Source organism: Hazenella coriacea, from assembly GCF_004341825.1.
GTDB classification, from domain to species: domain Bacteria; phylum Bacillota; class Bacilli; order Thermoactinomycetales; family Thermoactinomycetaceae; genus Hazenella; species Hazenella coriacea.
Map to the genome: position 1 here is coordinate 35,238 of NZ_SMAG01000012.1, position 19,566 is coordinate 54,803.

At 40.7% G+C, this 19,566-nt stretch carries 18 protein-coding genes and 1 rRNA gene; 14 read left to right on the top strand and 5 right to left on the bottom strand.

Features of this window, described 5'->3' with window-relative positions:
• Nucleotides 1-3: 3 nt before the first annotated feature.
• The 4 genes from ltaE (at nt 4) to spo0A (ending at nt 4,290) form a co-directional block, all read left to right on the top strand.
• Nucleotides 4-1,050, top strand: a complete 1,047-nt coding sequence (ltaE, locus tag EDD58_RS14190; RefSeq protein ID WP_131926700.1) for a low-specificity L-threonine aldolase — start codon at nt 4-6, stop codon at nt 1,048-1,050.
• Between the two features lie 55 nt (nt 1,051-1,105).
• Nucleotides 1,106-1,510 (top strand): 3-hydroxyacyl-ACP dehydratase FabZ family protein, encoded by a 405-nt coding sequence (locus EDD58_RS14195; protein ID WP_131926701.1) that lies wholly within the window; start codon nt 1,106-1,108, stop codon nt 1,508-1,510.
• A 444-nt stretch (nt 1,511-1,954) separates the two neighbouring features.
• Nucleotides 1,955-3,274 carry a DUF4139 domain-containing protein gene (locus tag EDD58_RS14200; RefSeq protein ID WP_131926703.1) on the top strand — a complete coding sequence of 440 codons (1,320 nt, stop codon included), beginning with the start codon at nt 1,955-1,957 and terminating at the stop codon, nt 3,272-3,274.
• A 233-nt stretch (nt 3,275-3,507) separates the two neighbouring features.
• A complete protein-coding gene (spo0A, locus tag EDD58_RS14205; RefSeq protein WP_131926705.1) occupies nt 3,508-4,290 on the top strand; it encodes a sporulation transcription factor Spo0A in 783 nt (260 codons plus the stop codon).
• A 289-nt stretch (nt 4,291-4,579) separates the two neighbouring features.
• Here spo0A and EDD58_RS14210 read toward each other — a convergent pair whose 3' ends face one another.
• From EDD58_RS14210 to EDD58_RS14225, 4 genes are all read right to left on the bottom strand, one after another.
• The gene (locus EDD58_RS14210) at nt 4,580-5,632 is read right to left on the bottom strand and encodes a 2,3-butanediol dehydrogenase (protein ID WP_131926707.1); all 1,053 of its coding nucleotides are present in this window, start codon (nt 5,630-5,632) and stop codon (nt 4,580-4,582) included.
• Nucleotides 5,633-5,919: 287 nt separating this feature from the next.
• Entirely contained in the window at nt 5,920-6,159 is a 240-nt protein-coding gene (locus tag EDD58_RS14215; RefSeq protein ID WP_131926709.1) for a hypothetical protein, read from the bottom strand.
• Nucleotides 6,160-6,199: 40 nt separating this feature from the next.
• A complete protein-coding gene (locus tag EDD58_RS14220) occupies nt 6,200-7,204 on the bottom strand; it encodes a superoxide dismutase (RefSeq protein ID WP_131926711.1) in 1,005 nt (334 codons plus the stop codon).
• Nucleotides 7,205-7,360: 156 nt separating this feature from the next.
• Nucleotides 7,361-7,648 carry a DUF2627 family protein gene (locus EDD58_RS14225; protein WP_131926713.1) on the bottom strand — a complete coding sequence of 96 codons (288 nt, stop codon included), beginning with the start codon at nt 7,646-7,648 and terminating at the stop codon, nt 7,361-7,363.
• Between the two features lie 121 nt (nt 7,649-7,769).
• Here EDD58_RS14225 and EDD58_RS14230 point away from each other — a divergent pair, with 121 nt between their 5' ends.
• The 9 genes from EDD58_RS14230 to lipB all read left to right on the top strand — a co-directional run bounded on the left by EDD58_RS14230 (nt 7,770) and on the right by lipB (nt 18,713).
• Nucleotides 7,770-9,836, top strand: a complete 2,067-nt coding sequence (locus EDD58_RS14230) for a sigma-54 interaction domain-containing protein (protein ID WP_131926715.1) — start codon at nt 7,770-7,772, stop codon at nt 9,834-9,836.
• Nucleotides 9,837-10,049: 213 nt separating this feature from the next.
• A complete protein-coding gene (yqiS, locus tag EDD58_RS14235) occupies nt 10,050-10,979 on the top strand; it encodes a phosphate butyryltransferase (RefSeq protein ID WP_207903314.1) in 930 nt (309 codons plus the stop codon).
• Entirely contained in the window at nt 10,976-12,073 is a 1,098-nt protein-coding gene (locus EDD58_RS14240; protein ID WP_131926748.1) for a Leu/Phe/Val dehydrogenase, read from the top strand. Before yqiS ends, EDD58_RS14240 begins: the two co-directional genes overlap by 4 nt.
• A gap of 20 nt (nt 12,074-12,093) precedes the next feature.
• Entirely contained in the window at nt 12,094-13,212 is a 1,119-nt protein-coding gene (buk, locus tag EDD58_RS14245) for a butyrate kinase (protein WP_424321684.1), read from the top strand.
• Nucleotides 13,205-14,629, top strand: coding sequence for a dihydrolipoyl dehydrogenase (gene lpdA / locus EDD58_RS14250; RefSeq protein ID WP_131926750.1), 1,425 nt, complete (start codon nt 13,205-13,207; stop codon nt 14,627-14,629). Before buk ends, lpdA begins: the two co-directional genes overlap by 8 nt.
• Nucleotides 14,630-14,647: 18 nt before the next feature.
• Nucleotides 14,648-15,637 carry a thiamine pyrophosphate-dependent dehydrogenase E1 component subunit alpha gene (locus EDD58_RS14255; RefSeq protein WP_131926752.1) on the top strand — a complete coding sequence of 330 codons (990 nt, stop codon included), beginning with the start codon at nt 14,648-14,650 and terminating at the stop codon, nt 15,635-15,637.
• A 17-nt stretch (nt 15,638-15,654) separates the two neighbouring features.
• Complete coding sequence (locus EDD58_RS14260) at nt 15,655-16,638, top strand: alpha-ketoacid dehydrogenase subunit beta (RefSeq protein WP_131926754.1); 984 nt, start codon at nt 15,655-15,657, stop codon at nt 16,636-16,638.
• A gap of 32 nt (nt 16,639-16,670) precedes the next feature.
• Nucleotides 16,671-17,984 carry a dihydrolipoamide acetyltransferase family protein gene (locus EDD58_RS14265; protein ID WP_131926756.1) on the top strand — a complete coding sequence of 438 codons (1,314 nt, stop codon included), beginning with the start codon at nt 16,671-16,673 and terminating at the stop codon, nt 17,982-17,984.
• 45 nt (nt 17,985-18,029) lie between these two features.
• The gene (lipB, locus tag EDD58_RS14270) at nt 18,030-18,713 is read left to right on the top strand and encodes a lipoyl(octanoyl) transferase LipB (RefSeq protein ID WP_131926758.1); all 684 of its coding nucleotides are present in this window, start codon (nt 18,030-18,032) and stop codon (nt 18,711-18,713) included.
• A gap of 72 nt (nt 18,714-18,785) precedes the next feature.
• Here lipB and EDD58_RS14965 read toward each other — a convergent pair whose 3' ends face one another.
• A complete protein-coding gene (locus tag EDD58_RS14965) occupies nt 18,786-18,941 on the bottom strand; it encodes a hypothetical protein (protein WP_165875991.1) in 156 nt (51 codons plus the stop codon).
• 530 nt (nt 18,942-19,471) lie between these two features.
• On the opposite strand from EDD58_RS14965, the gene EDD58_RS14275 reads away from it, so the two are divergent.
• A 16S ribosomal RNA gene (locus EDD58_RS14275) occupies nt 19,472-19,566 on the top strand; the annotation flags it as partial.

The following is a 19,566-nucleotide window of genomic DNA, read 5'->3' on the forward strand; positions in this document are numbered from 1 at the left end:
AATATGATTGAACTTCGAAGTGATACTTTTACATTACCTACAGAAGAAATGATTCGAGCCATGTCACAAGCTAAACTGGGGGACGATGTCTACAAAGAAGATCCTACAGTGAATCGATTGGAAGAATTGTCGGCAGAAATGTTAGGGAAAGAAGATGCATGCTTTCTTCCTTCCGGAACGATGGCCAATTTAACCTCACTTCTCACTCATTGTCCTAGAGGAACAAAAGTACTTGTAGGGAATGAAACGGATATTTATATCTATGAAGCGGGCGGAGCTTCCGTTTGTGGTGGGGTCATCTATGAACCGATCGCTACACAACCAGATGGAAAATTACTTCTAGAGGATTTAGAAGCAGCTTTCCCTGTAGATCCTGAAGATCCTCAGTTTTCGCTTCCCTCCTTGATTTGCTTAGAAAACACACATAATCGCTGTGGCGGTAGAGTGTTACCTCTCGATTATTTACGGGAGGTTCAGCAATTTGCATATCAGAAATCGTTACCTGTTCATATGGATGGAGCACGCGTATTTCATGCTGCGGTAGCATTACAACGACCTGTGTCTGAGATTACTGCGTATGCGGATTCGATTCAATTCTGCCTTTCCAAAGGATTATCCAGCCCTGTAGGCTCTATGGTAGCAGGGACAAAATCATTTATTGAAGGTGTTCGGCGTTGGCGTAAACTACTGGGCGGTGGGATGAGACAAGCAGGTGTAATCGCAGCGGCTGGGATCGTGTCGCTCACTCACATGGTAGATCGGCTAGCTGAAGATCATCATCACGCGCAACAGTTTGCTATAGGGTTAAAAGATATCTCAGGAATTGCTGTCGATCTCAATCAAGTGGAAACGAATATCGTCTTTTTCAAAATTACAGATGAGCGTTTTACTTGGGAAAGCTTTATCGAAGCAATGAGAGCAGAAAATGTTTTATTAGCGGAATTGGGCCACGGACGAATTCGTGCTGTTTTTCATCGGGGGGTTTCTTCATCAGATGTAGATCAGGCACTCGCCAAAATTGACAAAGTGATGAAACAAGGACCGTTATAAAATGGATTTCCGTTGTCAGGGGATTTGATCTTTTGATCAAGGAGGAGTGAAGTGAATGGATGATCTATTATCTGTCCTGCCTCATCGTTATCCTTTTTTATTTGTAGATCGAATTGTAGAAAAGGAGCTAGGAGTGTGGGTAAAAGGTTATAAAAATTTATCTCGGAATGAATGGTTTTTTATGAATAATAAAGATGCCACTCTTCCAGGAATGATTGCTGTTGAAGCAATTGCCCAATTAAGTGCATTTGTTCTGGAAAACAATTCATCTTCATTAGGATTTTTAGCTTCCTTAAAGGGAGTTTCGATTGAAAATCAGGCACGCCCTGGTGATCGATTAGATTTGTATTTTGAAGTGACTCGCCAACGAAAAAGAATGTTGAGCGGGAGGGGCGAAGCGCGAGTCAATGATCGACTGATTGTTAGTGTGGAAGAGATGATTATTATGGAACCAGCATAATTTTCTGTTCTAGATGAGTGAGCCAATTCCTTTGGAAGGTTCACTCATCTTTCATTTTTTAAAAACAAACGATTAAAAAACTACTATACATCAATCATTTCGCTATAATTGGATCATAAATCAAAATAATTAATTAAAATATTTTAAATTAAAATAGTAATAGATTATAAAATTAAGTTAATATAGGGAAGAAGGGATATGAACTTGAAGCTGTTGCAAAAAACCACAAGATCCATTGTTGAAGTAGAGGGATAAGTAACAAACTCAATCAATAAAAGCTGGAGGGGTCACATGTTATCAACTACAACCAATCATCTACAAGGAAAAGAGAATCCAGATCAGTGGGAATGGTCATTGAATTAAGTTATTATTGGGTGGCTGAAAGAGTTTTTCGATGAAGTTAGGTCTTGTCATTCACTAATTATTTTCTTGGGAGCTGTGAGTATGTCGTATATTTCTAGCAACCGTGAGACTAAAAAACTATCTCTCACTATCTATAACGATGATACAGGTTTTGTCAAAGAAACTAGAGAAATGGACTTGTCTGATCAAGACTTAGAAGTGTGCTATCTTGATGTAGCGAAAAGAATAGAGATTGATTCGATCTTAATCGAAGGACCCCATGTAAGAGAACTTAACTATGAATATGATCTAGTGAGTGAAAAGAAACTTTTAGAAAAATACTTAGATGAGCAAATATATATCGAAGACCCTGAAACAAAGCAGAGAGAAGAATATCGTTTACTTAGTGTGATGGGTGGAGTTGTCGTAGAGAAAACTTCGACCAAAGAAATTATGATTAACCCTACAGGGCAGATGATTCTTCCGTTTCTTCCCAATGGATTGATTGTAAAGCCAAGCTTGATCTGGAAAATAGATCCTACCTCTTGTAAAAATGTGAAAGTCTCTTATTTAACAAAGGGGTTTAAATGGAAGGCGAATTATGTCGTCCACTTAAAGGAGCAAAGTCTTGATCTATTGGGCGGGGTCGAGATCAATAACGAGTCAGGAATGACTTATGAAAACGCACAGTTGAAGCTATTAGCAGGAGATATCCATCGGGTTAAAGAGTTTAGTCACCATGCTTATAGTTCTATGGCACTTCGTAGACTATCCGAAAGCAGTAGTAGTGAGTCATTTGAAGAAAAAAGTTTTGGTGATTATCATCTATATACGTTTGATGGAACTACTACCTTAAAAGATCAGCAATCAAAGCAAATCAGTTTCCTACGCAAAGAGCAAGTCTCTTATCGTAAATACTACGAGTATTACAGCTTTGGAAAAGACGTTGATATTGTCTTGGAATTAATTAATGATGAGCAGCATGGATTAGGAATTCCATTACCGAAAGGAAAAGTCAAAGTATATCTTCAAGATGAAGCAGATGGTAATTTAGAGTTTATGGGTGAAAATCGGATTCAACATACACCGAAGAATGAAACAATAAACTTAATGATCGGAAAAGCATTTGATATTAAATGCGAATCTAAGAAAATGAAAAAAACCGAGATCAATGGCCTTCAACATGAAACACATCAAATCGAAGTAAGAAATAACAAATCAGAAACGGCTTTAGTTAAATGTAATTTTTCAATTTACCCATCTAACTGGGAAATGGTTCAGTGTACAGATGAATATGTGCTAGAAAGTGCTAACCGAATTACATTCTGGTTAGAAGTAGGACCTGAAGAGAAAAAAGTGGTGGACTTTACTTATTGTTATAAAGAGGTAGTTCAAGTAGAAATTAAGGATGATACGAATTAAATAATAAGATCTCAAATAATTTTTACTTAACTTCATTGTACAATTGCCTTGATAGTTTGTCAGTTTTAACACAAGGCAATTGTACTAGAATAATATGACGAAAAACGGAAACAAACGATAATTTTTCCTTTTTAAGGGGTTTTTCCATACGGAGAAGACGAAAGAGGGAGGAAGAACCTTTCATTTGTCGAAATGGAAAAAGAGAGTGTTGATGACGGATTGGAGGGCTTTTGTTGGAGAAAATTAGCGTCATTTTAGCTGATGATAATCGAGAGTTTGCTGAGTTATTAAAAGAGCATCTCTTAAACCAAGACGATATGGAAGTGATTGGGGTTGCTAACCATGGTGGACAAGTGATTGAGATGCTCAATCAACAAGTGCCAGATGTTTTAATTCTCGATATTATTATGCCCCACTTAGACGGTCTAGGGGTTCTTGAACAAATACAAGAATTGAATATTCAACCTTTGCCAAAGATTATCATGTTGACTGCTTTTGGACAGGAGAATATTACCCAGCGAGCTGTCGAACTTGGTGCCTCTTACTACATCTTGAAGCCTTTTGATATGGAGGTTCTCACACATCGAATTCGGCAAATGAAAGGAGTGGTTTCTTCGGCTCCTCTTCTTAAAAGTCATCCGAATGGGATCGTCCAACGGAACAATAATCTAGATGCGAATATTACCAATGTGATTCATGAGATTGGTGTTCCTGCACATATCAAAGGTTATTTGTATCTTCGTGAAGCGATCACTATGGTTTACAATGAAGTTGATTTATTGGGGGCGATTACCAAAACCTTATACCCACGAATTGCCGATAAATATAATACAACTCCTAGTCGAGTAGAACGGGCGATTCGTCATGCCATTGAAGTGGCTTGGAGTCGGGGAAATATGGATTCGATTCGCAATCTATTCGGCTACACCATCAATGTGACTAAAGCAAAACCAACCAATTCCGAATTTATTGCGATGGTGGCGGATAAATTGCGCATCGAGCATAAAGTGGGATAAACCTTTTAAGTGAAAGGTTTTTACGAGAGGATTTCGAAAGGATTATTAGCGTAATTGTACTGACTAAAATTTTTTTGAACCGATGAATACGCGAGAAGGAATTAACTTTACACCGTTATTTGTTAGGAACGTTTCCAACAAAGGCGGTGTCTTTTATTTGGATAATTTCGAATTCCCTATGTCATCGTCCAAATTTATTGCCCTGGTTGCGGATAAATTGTAGTCGAACATAAAGTTGGGTAAAGAAGTTCATTATTACAAAAGGCTGCAAGTGTTTGCAGCCTTTCTTTTATCTTGGTTTAACCAAAATTTTAACCTGACTTTTACTTTGAACGAGTGCTTCAAAACCTTCGTCCACAATTTGATCGAGGTTGATTTTTTTAGTGATCATTTTTTCAGCTTCAATTTTTCTTTCGGAAATCAATTGAATGACAGCAGGGAAGATGTTTCTATAAGCTAAGGTGCCTTTCATATTCGTTTCTTTAATAACGAGGTTGTTGGGGGCAATGGCAGCTTTTTTCTCCCAAATGCTGACAATCAAGACTTGACCACCAAATTTAACGCTATCCATAGCACTTGCTAAAGTGGCTTCTACACCAGCGACTTCGAAGCAGACATCGACGCCATCTTTAGTGATTTCACGAATGACATCAACTGTATTAGCTTTTAATGGGTTAATAATATGGGTGGCCCCTAATTCTTTTGCTTTTTGTTGTCTCTCTGCAGAAATCTCTACTGCGATGATGTTGGTAGCACCAGCTGCTTTGAGACATTGAATCACGGATAGACCGATGGGACCCGTACCAAATACAGCACAGGAATCGCCTGCTCGCACTTGGCTTTGTCGTACAGCATGTAAAGCTACAGCTGTAGGCTCAACAAGAGCCCCTTGTTCATATGTCATATGATCTGGAATTTTGTGTACCATATGTTCTTTAACCATGGTTACTTCAGAGAAGCCTCCACCACCGCCAGCTAAACCATGGAATCCAATCCATTCACATATATTATAACGACCCGAACGGCAGGCAGCACAGGTTCCACAGTTTAAGATGGGCTCAACAGTTACACGATCTCCCACCTTTACTTTTTGTACACCTTCCCCGATCTCGATCACTTCTCCTGCGAACTCATGCCCCATGACAATAGGAGCTTTTTCACCAGAAAGCGGATGGGGTTCATCACCTGGGATAAAGATGGGACCTGCTAAGTATTCATGTAAGTCACTTCCACAAATCCCACACCATTCTACACTGATTTTGACAAATCCCGGTTTGATTTGAGGTTCAGGAATATCTTCGACGCGAATATCTTTAGGACCATACCAGCGAGCTGCTTTCATAACTATATCTCCTCCTATGGTTATAGAATGTACTATCCAGGGAGGTTTATTACAAATAACAATGATTTTACCATAAAATAACTCTTTGGTAATGGACGTTATAACTATAGAGATGTTGGGCATTAATGATATAAAATATGTGTATTTATTCCATTAAATGAACGTAGTCACATATGAATCCAAATCTCGTCGGATTGTTGTTTCTCTACTTCACTTATGGATCGTGTTCGCAAAAGTCGTTTGCTGGAGAAACATCGCAGACTTCAAGTCGCTATGCTCAAATCGAGTTAGTTCATCCGAACTTTCTCTTTCCGATGGATCAAGAGACGATGCTCTTCTTTTCGGTCTCTGATCTGTTCGAATATTTTTCTTGCGAGTTCATAGTTTTTAGATTTCATTGCATGCCGGTATTTTCTCTCAAGGGGAGCAACTACGTCTCGATGATATAAATGTGCTTTAAGGGTAAACTTGGGCTTGCGTGGGTTGTTTACTTGCTTGTTAGAGGTGCTTTTTTTAAACTTAGCCAATGGAAAACCTCCTTATAGAACTTGATTCATTTTCTAATGTTTAATAAGGCTTCCAAATCACTTGTCTAGCGGTGACCCAACGTTTTTCTACTTCTGGCCAGTAGACCACATCCCACCACGCTTCAATATATTCTTTTCGACGATTGGGATATTTCAAATAGTAGGCATGTTCCCAAACATCTAACGGTAAAAGAGGAATCACATCCCATTGAGATAAGTTTTGATGTTTTTCGGCTTGGAGGATTTCGAGTCGATGTGAACGGGGAGCCCAGACCAGAATGGCCCATCCGCTCCCTTCTACTTTTTCTGCAGCATTTGAGAAGTGCATTTGAAAAGCATCAAAGCTTCCAAAGTCTCGTTTGATTTGATTTAGCAATAGGGATGAGGGTTCACCACCACCTTGAGGACTCATAGTTTCCCAGAAGAGTGTGTGTAAATAATGACCAGCACCATGGAAAGCAGCTTCCCGTTCCCAGTGTTTGAGCAGTTCATAATTTCCTGTTTGTCTGGCTTTTTCCATCATTTTTTCGGCCTTGTTTAACCCATTCACATAACTTAGATGGTGTTCATCATGATGCAGACGCATGGTCTTTTCATCGATATAGGGTTCTAAAGCTGCATAGTCATAGGGAAGGGGAGGCAATTTATGCTTGCCAATCGGAACACGGGGCTCTGAAATGGGCTGTGTAGAGCGAACAGGCTTCTCTTTTTCGTTATAAAAATGGGAAGAGTCTCGACATGAGCTCTCCTTTTTTCTTGTCGTGATTTGGAGTAGCTGAGGAGAAAATTCATTTTCATCGGTGTCTAGGAGTTGTTTTTGGAGTAAAAATAATTCTGAAAACCATTGATAAAGGGATCGAGGGTCACTTTGTCTTGACCGGACTGCGACTTCCATTTGTTTCAGCTGCTTGTCAGCGTGATGAAGCTTCTCTATATTTTCGTTAGTAGTTGAATGATTTTTGATCCAGTTTCGGTAAAGGTGGATGGTCTGGAGAAGTGGGTGTTTAAACCAGTAGATGTACCAAGGTGAGTGTGAGTCGTACATGAAGGTTCCTCCTAAACTGTTCTCTTCACACCTAGGTTATGTGCCCACCTTTTGAAAGGTGCTAGGGAACGACACCGATTATTAAATTGAAGGATGACATGCAAAAATAAAAAAGCCTATTTTCTCCTTTTTAGGTCGAAAATAAGCTCCTATTTTTTAACACCCGCATCCAGGTTTTTGTTCGTAATTAGGATCTGCATCTTTACCAAGCCACTTGGGACTAATTTTGTTTCTCTTTTTATCGTGGTGAAAAATAAACCCACCAATGAAAACCAAACCAAGTAAAAATAAGATTAGTCCACCGAGAAAGGGAAACCATGCGAAACCTTGGTTTGCAAAATAATCGAACAGGATATCTCTCATTAACGTCCAACCATATATGGAAATAGCTCCAGGAATACACATGATCAAGATAGCTATAATCCGTTGATAGATTAATTTCATTGATGATACCGCCTTTCTCCACTCAAGCTAATAGTAACGCAATTAGAAAGAGAATGCCACCCTTATGAGAATGGGCATTATGATAATATATAATGGGTGGAGAAAAGAAAGGGGGGATTTTTTGCAAAAATGCCTAATCGTTGGCGGAGGTAAAGGAGGAAAAGCGATGCTTCAAACCCTCTCTTCCGTCGAGTTTATTAAAGTAATTGGTGTTGTTGATGTCTTATCTAATGCTCCTGGGATTATTGAGGCAAAAAATCAGGGGATTCCGGTTGGGCATGAGGTTGAGCCATTTCTTCATCTTTCTCCAGATGTAATTCTGGAGGTTACTGGAGATCCCAGGATGTATTCGAAGCTGATGGAATTAAAATCAACCAAAACTTTAGTGATTTCTGGTGAGATTGCCAAGTTGATGTTGGGATTAGTTGAGGAAAAGGATTGTTGGTTTCAAGCTTGGCGACAACGACAGCAAGAACTAGAAGCGATTATTAACTCTACACATGATGGTATGATCGCTGTCAATAAAAATGGTGAGATTACCTTATTTAATAAGGCTGCTGAACGAATGACAGGTGTTCAAGCTCCAAAAGCTTTGGGAAGCCCTGTTCGTGAAGTGATTCCCAATACACGACTTGATGTGTTGTTGAAGAGTGGTATACCTGAATTACATCAGAAGCTTCAGCTACCTACAGGAATTGAAATCGTTACCAATCGAGTTCTCGTTCAGGATCCGCAAGGAAATACGATTGGCGCAGTAGCAGTTTTTCGCGATGTGAGTGAATTGCGAGATCTGACGCAACAAGTGATTGAACTAGAAGATATGAAAAGTATGTTGCAAGCGATCATTAACTCCTTTGATGATGCGATTTCAGTTGTGGATACTCATGGACTAGGAATCCAAATTAATCCTGCTTATACTCGATTGACTGGATTACAACCTGAGGAGGTCATTGGAAAGCCAGCTGAAACAGATATCTCCGAAGGGGAAAGCATGCATATGAAAGTGCTTAAAACACGTCAACCGGTACGTGGGGTACATATGAGGGTAGGTCCGCATCGCAAAGAAGTGGTTGTTAATGTGGCTCCTATCATTATTAATGATGAGCTTAAAGGAAGCGTTGGCATTGTCCATGATGTGTCTGAACTTCAACAGCTCAATCGGGACTTGGAGCGGGCGCGGCGAATTATTCGTACGCTTGAGGCGAAATACACATTTGAAGATATTATTGGTCATAGTGAACCAATGCGCTTTGCACAAGAGCAAGCAAAGCAAGCAGCTCTCACCCGTGCCACTGTTTTGTTAAGAGGGGAATCAGGAACGGGAAAAGAACTTTTTGCCCATGCGATTCATAATGCTAGTGACCGAAAGTATAACCAATTCGTGCGAGTCAATTGTGCGGCTCTGTCTGAAACTTTATTAGAGAGTGAGTTGTTTGGATACGAGGAAGGAGCTTTTACTGGGGCAAAAAGAGGAGGAAAAAAAGGCTTATTTGAAGAGGCGAGTGGGGGAACCCTATTTTTAGACGAGATTGGAGAATTGCAGTTAAGTACTCAAGCTAAATTACTTCGAGTATTACAGGAAAAAGAAGTGATTCGAGTTGGAGGAACCAAATCGATTCGTGTTGATGTTCGAGTGATTGCTGCAACCAATCTTCCTCTAGAAAAGGCGATTCAAGAAAAGCGCTTTCGAGAAGATCTATACTATCGTTTAAATGTGTTACCGATCCATATTGCGCCACTTCGTTTACGTAAAGAGGATTTATATGACCTGTCTCTTCATCTCATAAAAAAATTTAATCAGGAATTTGGTCGTAATGTCGAAGAGATTGATTCTGAGGCGATTCAAGTTCTCTCTCAATATGATTGGCCTGGTAACATTCGAGAATTAGAAAATGTACTTGGACGAGCAATGATTAATATGGCATTTAACGATAAAAAAATAAGGTTTTCTCATTTACCTCCTTTAGATCTCACTCAAACATCCAATCACCACTATCATAAAGGGCATTCTTCTGATCTCCACTTGGACAATCCCCTACCTTTAAAAGAGATGTTGGCCCAAAAGGAAAGAGAATATATTGAGCGCATTTATGCCGTTTGTGGACAAAATAAAACAGAGGCAGCTCGTCAACTCGGCATTTCTATTCGTAGCTTGTATTATAAGTTAGAACGATATGGATTGCTGTAAATGTTTGCAAATTATTGCATGAAAAGAAATGCGTACCACCTGCATTATTTTGCAGGTTCTTTGTTACAAAATCGGATTGATCCCCCATTTTATGCGAAATACGTTCATTGGCATGCGTTTTGCATAATTAGTAGGTGACCGATCAATCCAAGAAATGATCACAGCAATTAACAAATCACAGACTTTAAACGGTCGGTTAAGAGGTGTATGGAAATGATCCAAACATTTGAAGAGGTAGTAAAAAAAGCAGAATCTTTACCCGCTGTCACAGTAGCAGTTGGAGTTGCAGATGATCAAGATGTTTTAGAAGCTGTACAGGCTGCAAAAAACAGGGGAATCGCGGAGTTTTTACTCTTTGGCGATAAAAAGAAAATTGAAGAACTTAGCGCAAAAATCGGACTTGAAGTGGAAGGCTCCCAAGTGATTGATGCGCAGGGTCATGCTGAGGCATGTTACTTAGCCGTACAAGCGGTTCGTAATGGCCAAGCCGATGTAGTGATGAAAGGAATGGTTCAAACCTCCGACTTCTTACGGGCGGTATTAAATAAGGAGCAAGGTCTTCGGAGTGGGAAAGTATTGAGCCATGTAGCAACATTTGAAGTTCCAGGGTATGATCGTCTCATTCATGTGACAGACCCAGCACTCAATGTTGCTCCAACCTTACCAGAAAAAGCTCAAATCGCTCAAAATATCATTCACTTTTGCCATTCACTTGGAAATGCAAATCCAAAAGTGGCCGCTATGGGAGCAGTAGAAGTAGTGAATCCTAATATGCCTGCAACGCTTGATGCTGCTGCATTAGCACAGATGAACCGCCGTGGTCAAATTAAAGGTGGGGAGATTGATGGTCCGTTCGCCCTTGACAATGCAGTTTCGATTGAAGCGGCAGAGCATAAAGGAATCCAAAGTCCTGTCGCAGGTCGGGCAGATGTATTGCTAGTTCCTGATATTGAAGCTGGTAATATGTTGTACAAATCGATGGTATACTTTGCTAACAGTAAAATCGGAGCGCTTGTTTTGGGTGCAAAAGCACCTGTAGTGTTAACTTCACGTGCCGATTCCCCTGAAGCAAAAATGTATTCGATTGCTTTGGCTGTATTACAAGCTGATTATCTAAGAAATTCTAAGGGGGAAGTTCAATGATTCTATTTGAATACATGGAAAAATATGACTATGAGCAACTGGTTTTTTGTCAAGACCAAAACTCGGGTTTAAAAGCGATTATCGCTATTCACGATACCACTTTGGGTCCTGCGCTCGGCGGGACTCGGATGTGGACATATGACTCAGAAGAAGATGCCATTGAGGATGCCCTTCGTCTAGCAAGAGGAATGACTTATAAAAATGCCGCTGCTGGATTAAATCTTGGTGGTGGGAAAACGGTGATTATCGGAGACCCTAGAAAAGACAAAAGTGAAGAGTTATTCCGAGCATTTGGTCGCTACATTCAAGGTCTCAATGGTCGTTATATTACAGCTGAAGATGTGGGAACAACTGTTGAGGACATGGATTTAATCCATCAAGAGACGAACTATGTAACAGGAATCTCCCCAGCATTTGGATCAGGTGGAAATCCATCTCCTGTCACTGCGTATGGCGTGTACAAAGGAATGAAAGCGACTGCTAAAGTAGCTTTTGGAGATGACTCCTTAAAAGGGAGAGTAGTTGCTGTGCAAGGAGTTGGAAACGTTGCCTATCATTTGTGTAAGTATCTACACGAAGAGGGAGCTCGCTTAATCGTTACAGATATTAACCAAACCAATGTAGACAGAGCTGTTCAAGAGTTTGGAGCCGAATTCGTACAACCAGAAAAAATCTACGATGTTGAATGTGACATCTTCTCTCCTTGTGCTTTAGGTGCGATCGTAAATGATCAGACTCTCGAACGTTTCAAATGTAAAGTGATTTCAGGATCAGCCAATAACCAATTAAAAGAAGAACGTCATGGAGTTCATTTAGAAGAGTTAGGAATTGTTTATGCGCCTGATTATGTGATTAATGCAGGTGGCGTCATTAACGTTGCTGATGAATTGCAAGGCTATAATCAGGAACGTGCTTTGAAAAAGGTCGATGGTATTTATGACAATATTTTACGTGTGTTTGAAATTGCAAAACGTGATGGCATTCCGAGCTATCAAGCAGCTGATCGTATGGCTGAAGAACGAATTGCATCTGTACGTAATTCTAGAAGTACCTTTTTACAAAACGAGCGTAACTTATTGAATCTTTCCCGTTAATTTGCAATGGGGAGAATGGAGTGTTTTCTGTGTACGAACCGATTCGGGTGTTGGCAATTAATCCTGGTTCAACCTCTACCAAAATAGGCGTCTTTGATAATGAAAAAGCAGTCTTAGAAGTGACATTACGTCATGAACCCGATGAGCTAGCCAAATATACCAAACTTATAGAACAATATTCTTTTCGCAATAAAATCATTTTGGATACCTTAGATCGGGAAGGGATGAACTTAACCCGTTTCGATGCGGTAGTTGCACGGGGAGGACTCCTTCGTCCCATTCCAGGTGGGACTTACCGAGTCAATCAGACGATGATTGAAGAATTACGTTCAGGACAATACGGTGTACATGCTTCCAACTTGGGTGCGCTCATTGCTTTTGAAATCGAGAATCGCTTACAGGTTCCTGCTTTTATCGTTGACCCTGTTGTTGTGGATGAAATGGAGCCCATTGCCAGAATCTCTGGGATTCCACAAATAGAACGAAAAAGTATTTTTCATGCGCTCAATCAAAAAGCGGTTGCACGACGTGTCGCTAAACAGCAAGGTACGTCTTATGAAAAAGGAAATTATATTGTTTGTCATATGGGTGGCGGAACTACAGTAGGGGTTCACCGTCAAGGAAAAGTGATTGATGTAAATAACGGATTGCATGGAGAAGGTCCTTTTTCTCCCGAACGTGCTGGAACGTTGCCTGTAGGCGATTTAATCTCTCTTTGCTATTCTGGAAAGTATAATGCCCATGAAGTGATGCGGCTGATTGTCGGGCAAGGTGGAATGATGGGTTATCTTAATACGACAGATGCGATTCAAGTGGAAGAGTGGATCAAGCAAGGAGATGAAAAGGCATCATTGATTTATGAAGCAATGGCTTACCAAGTTTCTAAAGAAATTGGAGCTTGTGCCACAGTATTAGCTGGACAAGTGGATGCGATTATCCTTACAGGTGGGCTTGCATATAGTGAACTATTTACTCAGATGATTATGGATCGAGTTGCATGGATGGCTCCTGTCCAGATTATCCCTGGTGAAGATGAACTACAAGCTCTAGCCGAAGGTGCATTACGTGTCATTCGAAAAGAAGAGGAAGCATTAATATATACTCGAGAAGATCGAGAATTGGAGGTAACTTATGGCTGAAAAAGTAGACCTCGTGGTATTGGGGGCAGGGCCTGGTGGTTATGTTGCCGCGGTCCGTGCCGCCCAATTAGGAATGAAAGTGGTCATCGTTGAAAAAGAGAAAGTGGGAGGTACATGCCTACATAAAGGTTGTATTCCTAGTAAGTCTTTGTTAAGAAGTGCAGAGGTATACCATAACATGTTGGAAAGCGAAAACTATGGAGTACGTGCCTCTAATGTCGAACTAGATTTTTCATTGGTACAACATCGCAAGGAAAAAGTGATCTCCCAGCTTCATCAAGGAGTTCAAGGGTTATTAAAAAAGTACAATGTGGATATTTATGAAGGAACGGGTCGTATTTTAGGTCCATCCATCTTTTCTCCTATGCCTGGAACGATTTCTATCGAGAAAAATGATGATAGTGAGGCTGAGCTCATCGTTCCCCAGTATGTGTTAATCGCTACAGGGTCTCGCCCTCGCTCTTTGCCTGGATTAGAGATTGATGGTCACTATATCATGAACTCCGACCATGCTTTACAAATGGAAACCTTACCTGAGTCGATCATTATCATCGGTGGTGGGGTGATTGGGATCGAATGGGCGTCCATGCTGAGTGACTTCGGTGTGAAAGTGACAGTTGTTGAATTTGCCGACCGTCTACTACCATTCGAAGATGAAGAGATTAGTAAAGAGATGACTCGTTTGCTGAAGAAGCGGAAAGTCAAAATCTACACAGGGACGAAAGTATTATCTGAAACCGCTTCCATCAAGGATGATAAAGTGATGATTCAAGCGGAGCAAGGAAGTAAGAAAATTACTTTAGAAGCAGATCGAGCTTTAGTCTCTGTAGGACGCTCTGCTAATATCGATGATATCGGTTTACCGAATACATCGATCCAAGTTGAAAAGGGTCACATTCAAGTGAATGAGTTTATGCAAACGGACGAGTCTCACATTTATGCGATCGGGGATGTAGTGGGTGGTTACCAACTCGCACATGTTGCCTCCCATGAAGGAATTCTGGCAGTGGATCATATGTTAGGTAAAGAGGTAAACCCGATACAGTCCGAGTTTATTCCACGCTGTACCTATAGTCGTCCAGAGATCGGTAGCATCGGTCTGACAGAAGTGGAGGCTAAGGAAAAGGGACATGAAGTCAAGGTTGGGAAGTTCTCGTTCCGTGGCATTGGAAAAGCATTGGTATTTGGAGAAGTGGATGGGTTTATCAAAATTATTTCTGATAAAAATACAGATGATTTATTAGGTGTTCATATCATCGGCCCTCACGCCACCGACTTAATTTCAGAGGCAGGTCTAGCCAAAGTGTTAGATGCGACTGCTTGGGAGATTGCGCAAGCGATTCATCCGCATCCAACCTTATCTGAAGTATTTGGTGAAGCAGCCCTTGCCGTTGATGGAAAGCCGATTCATGGTTAAACAAAAGGAGGATCATCCATGAGCGAATACAAACATAAAGATTTAGGTTTGACTGATGAACAAGTATTTGAGATGTATCGCTACATGCTCTTAGCACGCAAAATCGATGAGCGTATGTGGAAATTGAATCGTGCAGGGAAAATTCCATTTGTGATCTCTTGTCAAGGACAGGAGGCGATCCAAATTGGAGCTACATTTGCCCTAGATCGAGAAAAAGATTGGCTATGTCCTTATTACCGTGACTTGGGTATGGTGTTAGTTTTCGGACAAACCGCTCGAGATCAGATGTTGTCTGCATTTGCTAAAAAAGACGACCCGAACAGTGGTGGAAGACAGATGCCTGGTCATTATGGAGATCATCGATTCCGAATTTTGACCGGCTCTAGTCCCGTGACCACTCAAGTTCTTCATGCGGTTGGAATTGCCTATGCGGGTAGATTGGAGAACAAAGATCATGTGGTTCTGACTACATGTGGTGAAGGATCAAGTAACCAAGGAGATTGGCATGAAGCCTGTAACTTTGCTGGAGTACATAATCTGCCAGTGATTTTTATGGTGGAAAATAATAAATATGCGATCTCTGTTCCACTTGAACAACAGTTAGCTGGACAAGATGTGTCTAAGAGAGCGATTGGTTATGGTTTCCCAGGAGTGAAAGTGGATGGAAATAATCCACTTGAGGTTTACCAAGCTGTAAAAGAAGCTGTTGAACGTGGACGCCGTGGGGAAGGTCCTACATTGATTGAAGCCGTTTCTTATCGATTGGTGCCACACTCAAGTGATGACGATGATCGTACTTATCGTTCACAAGAAGAAGTCAATGAAGCACGGCAAAATGATCCCTTACTCACATTTAAAAACTATTTAGTAGAACAATCTATTCTCACCGAAGAAAAGGAAAAAGAGCTTGAACAGGAAATCAACCAAATCGTGAATGATGCGACTGATTACGCAGAACAAGCTCCATATCCAGATCCTGAAGATACTTATACACATGTGTTTGCCTAAAAGGGAGGAGACAGAGAATGGCAGTCATCTCATATATCGATGCAGTAACCAAAGCTCTTCAAGAAGAAATGCGACGGGACCCCAAAGTATTTATCTTGGGTGAAGATGTGGGGGTTCGTGGCGGTGTATTTCGTACCACTGCGGGTCTTTATGAAGAGTTTGGAAAAGATCGTGTGCTAGATACCCCATTAACAGAATCAGCCATTGCTGGTGTCGCTATTGGAGCAGCAGCTTATGGAATGCGACCTATTGCGGAAATGCAGTTTGCTGACTTTATTATGCCTGCGGTGAATCAAATCATTAGTGAAGCGGCTAAAATTCGTTATCGTTCCAATAACAAATGGCATTGTCCGATGGTTGTGCGTGCTCCCTACGGGGGTGGAGTTCACGGTGCTTTGTATCACTCGCAAAGTGTTGAAAAAATCTTTGCAGGGGTTCCCGGCCTGAAAATTGTTATGCCATCAACACCATATGATGTTAAAGGCTTGTTGAAAGCAGCTATTCGTGATGAAGATCCTGTCCTGTTTTTTGAACATAAGAGGTGTTACCGACTCATCAAGGGAGAAGTTCCTGATGATGATTACACCCTTCCGATTGGGAAAGCGGATGTAAAACGGGAAGGGACAGACATAACGGTTATTTCATATGGACTTACGCTTCACTTTGCCCTACAAGCGGCTGAGAAGTTAGAAAAAGAAGGGATCAGTGTTCACGTGCTTGATTTGCGTACGCTTGTTCCATTAGATAAAGAAGCTATTTTAGAAGCCGTCGCTAAAACAGGAAAAGTATTGATTGTACATGAAGACAATAAAACAGGTGGTTTTGGTGGAGAAGTAGCATCTGTCATTGCAGAAGAAGGCTTTTTTGAACTAGATGCACCCATTCAACGCCTTTGTGGACCAGATGTACCTGCCATGCCATATAGTCCACCACTAGAGAAAGAATTTATGTTAAATCCAGATAAAATTGCTGATGCGATCCGCAAACTAGCTGAATTTTAAACTTGTACTATATTTGACGAAGGAGGTCGCTTATGGCTGCCGATGTAAAAATGCCACAGCTAGGCGAAAGCGTAACCGAAGGCACGATTGCCAAGTGGTTAAAAAAACCAGGTGACCCTGTAGAAAAATACGAACCTATCTGTGAAGTATCGACCGATAAAGTAAATGCGGAAGTTCCTTCTACTATTGATGGAACCATGCTTGAAATCATCGCTAATGAAGGTGAGACGATCGAAGTAGGACAATTAATCTGCCGAATCCAAGAAGCAGGACAAGCAGAATTGGTTGATGAAAAAGCTGAAGACTCCATCGCTTCAAAACCAATGGCAACCGATCCAGCATCAACGAAAGACCAAGTGGCAGATCAGTCCATGAAAACAAGGTACTCACCAGCTGTACTCCGTTTGGCACAAGAGAATCAAATCGATCTTACCCAGCTTCAAGGTTCGGGTAAGGGAGGTAGAATTACAAGAAAAGATGTATTAAAGGCGATTGAACAAGGGGTCACATCAACACCAGCACCTCAAACGGTTCAGCCAAGTCAACAAACGGTGGTAGCTCCAATGCTAGAGCCTACTCAAGTAGAAGTCTCTCGTCCTGAGGTTAAACCAACTCCAACACCGGGTTCTACTACCAATACCGCTTGGGAAGATGGGGACATTGAAGTACCTCTAACAAGTGTTCGTAAAACGATTGCGCAACGTATGGTGATGAGTAAACATGAGGCTCCTCATGCATGGACGATGATGGAAGCGGATGTGACAGGGCTTGTTGAACTGCGAAATCGTTTGAAAGCAGATTTCTATCAACGTGAAGGCGTTCCATTAACATTTATGCCGTTTTTCATTAAAGCAGTGGTTGATTCGTTAAAAGAGTTTCCGTATTTAAACTCTGTTTGGGCAGATGATAAAATTGTGCTTAAAAAACGTATCAATATCTCGATTGCTGTTGCGACTGATGAAGCACTTTATGTGCCTGTCATTCATGACGCTGATGAAAAAAGCATCCTCGGACTGGCTAAATCGGTTCATGCCTTAGCCGAAAAGACACGTGCTGGAAAGTTGGGATTATCTGATTTACAGGGTGGAACGTTTACTGTAAATAATACTGGTTCATTTGGTTCAGTAGCTTCTACACCGATAATTAATGCTCCACAAGCAGCCATTTTATCTTTTGAATCGATTGTAAAACGCCCTGTAGTTGTCAATCAGATGATCGGAGTCCGAGACATGATGAATCTCTGTCTTTCTTTGGATCACCGAGTCTTAGATGGTTTGATGGCAGGACGTTTCCTTAAGCGTGTGAAAGAACGACTCGAATCATATGGTCCTGAGACCGAAATCTGAGTTTTACCCATCTCATAAGGCTCCCTGAATCAGGGTGCCTTTCTTTTGATCGGAGGAATTGCTGTGTTTGAAGTACAGAGATTAGGTCAAGTTCCTTATGAATCTACTTGGGACCGACAAAAGGAATTAGTTCAACAGATTGATACAGGAGTTGTTCATAATCAACTTCTCCTATTAGAACACCCACACACAATCACGTTAGGTAGAGGCTCACATTCAGAGAACTTACTCCATACCTCTGAGCAATATCAAAAAATGGGAGTAGACCTGGTCGAGATTGATCGAGGGGGAGATGTTACCTACCATGGTCCAGGTCAGTTGGTCGGATATCCGATCTTTCATCTCGGTGAAAGAGGGAACGGAGCGCACCAGTACCTTCGTGATTTAGAAGAAATGATCATTTGTGCTTTAAAGTATTGGGGAATCAAAGGAAGTCGTAAAGAAAAGTATACAGGTGTCTGGGTAGAAGATCGTAAAATTGCCGCTATTGGTGTTAAATTTAATCGAGGTCGAGTGCGTAAAGGTTATATTACTAGTCATGGCTTCGCTTTTAATGTAAACACGAATCTCCATTATTTTGATTTGATTGTTCCTTGTGGGATTCAAGAGTTTGGAGTCACTTCACTAGAAAAAGTGTTGGGACAAAAAGTAGAGATGAATGAAGTGATGACACAGATGATCCAAGCAACCGAGAAGGTGTTTGGATGGGAAACAATTAAGAATCGCTAAGCAAATATGATATAGCTAGACAAGGTTCTGGGAAACTCTCCATTTTCCAGAACCTTGATCCTTTTTTTGCGGTTAAGGTTTCCACTTTCGACTCATCAGGAGATGGACAGCAATCACCGCTAATAAAAAAATTTGGGAGGAGAGTGGATCAAGAAAATTTAATAGTAGGGGTGTAGTGACTAACGCTATGATAATGGCAAGTGATAGATATAGAAAGCGTTTATACATATGGGTTCTCCTTTATATTAAGGTCATATTTAGCAGTTACAACTTGAGTTTTGCAAAAGATCAATATTAAATCTACTAAATTTAACCAGATAATCAGTGGATTGAACAAGATTACACCTGCTTAAAAGTAAGCTCAGGTAAGTGAAACGGATAATATTAGTTTTCAACAAAACGATCCTCCTATGATAAAAAATTTGCTTATAGTGGGAATATTGAATGTGAATGGTATGATATCATTCGTCGAATTCTGTGTCTATGTAGGATGATTGATGTGATTATTTCAGTTTTAATAAAAAATCTTGTTAATGTGATGGTTTAGCTAAGCTATTATATCTCTTCTTTCTTATGTTATGATCTCCGATAATCATAACTTTTAAAAATGGTGTTGACATCTTAGTAGTAGGATGTTAGTATATTACTTGTCGCCACAAGATGGTGATAAAGAAAAATAGATTGATAGAGTGTTCCTTGAAAACTAAAGAGTGAAACCATGACCTGTTAATTTTTTGAGAGCATAGAATCAAACAACCTTTTTGGAGAGTTTGATCCTGGCTCAGGACGAACGCTGGCGGCGTGCCTAATACATGCAAGTCGAGCGGGGAGCTTCGGCTCCTAGCGGCGAACG

Bases quoted from the DNA above. Each gene is read 5' to 3' on its own strand.
- ltaE (WP_131926700.1), top strand. From the start codon at position 4: ATGATTGAACTTCGAAGTGATACTTTTACATTACCTACAGAAGAAATG.
- EDD58_RS14195 (WP_131926701.1), top strand. From the start codon at position 1,106: ATGGATGATCTATTATCTGTCCTGCCTCATCGTTATCCTTTTTTATTT.
- EDD58_RS14200 (WP_131926703.1), top strand. From the start codon at position 1,955: ATGTCGTATATTTCTAGCAACCGTGAGACTAAAAAACTATCTCTCACT.
- EDD58_RS14210 (WP_131926707.1), bottom strand. From the start codon at position 5,632: ATGAAAGCAGCTCGCTGGTATGGTCCTAAAGATATTCGCGTCGAAGAT.
- EDD58_RS14220 (WP_131926711.1), bottom strand. From the start codon at position 7,204: ATGTACGACTCACACTCACCTTGGTACATCTACTGGTTTAAACACCCA.
- EDD58_RS14225 (WP_131926713.1), bottom strand. From the start codon at position 7,648: ATGAAATTAATCTATCAACGGATTATAGCTATCTTGATCATGTGTATT.
- yqiS (WP_207903314.1), top strand. From the start codon at position 10,050: ATGATCCAAACATTTGAAGAGGTAGTAAAAAAAGCAGAATCTTTACCC.
- EDD58_RS14240 (WP_131926748.1), top strand. From the start codon at position 10,976: ATGATTCTATTTGAATACATGGAAAAATATGACTATGAGCAACTGGTT.
- lpdA (WP_131926750.1), top strand. From the start codon at position 13,205: ATGGCTGAAAAAGTAGACCTCGTGGTATTGGGGGCAGGGCCTGGTGGT.
- EDD58_RS14255 (WP_131926752.1), top strand. From the start codon at position 14,648: ATGAGCGAATACAAACATAAAGATTTAGGTTTGACTGATGAACAAGTA.
- EDD58_RS14260 (WP_131926754.1), top strand. From the start codon at position 15,655: ATGGCAGTCATCTCATATATCGATGCAGTAACCAAAGCTCTTCAAGAA.
- EDD58_RS14265 (WP_131926756.1), top strand. From the start codon at position 16,671: ATGGCTGCCGATGTAAAAATGCCACAGCTAGGCGAAAGCGTAACCGAA.
- EDD58_RS14965 (WP_165875991.1), bottom strand. From the start codon at position 18,941: ATGTATAAACGCTTTCTATATCTATCACTTGCCATTATCATAGCGTTA.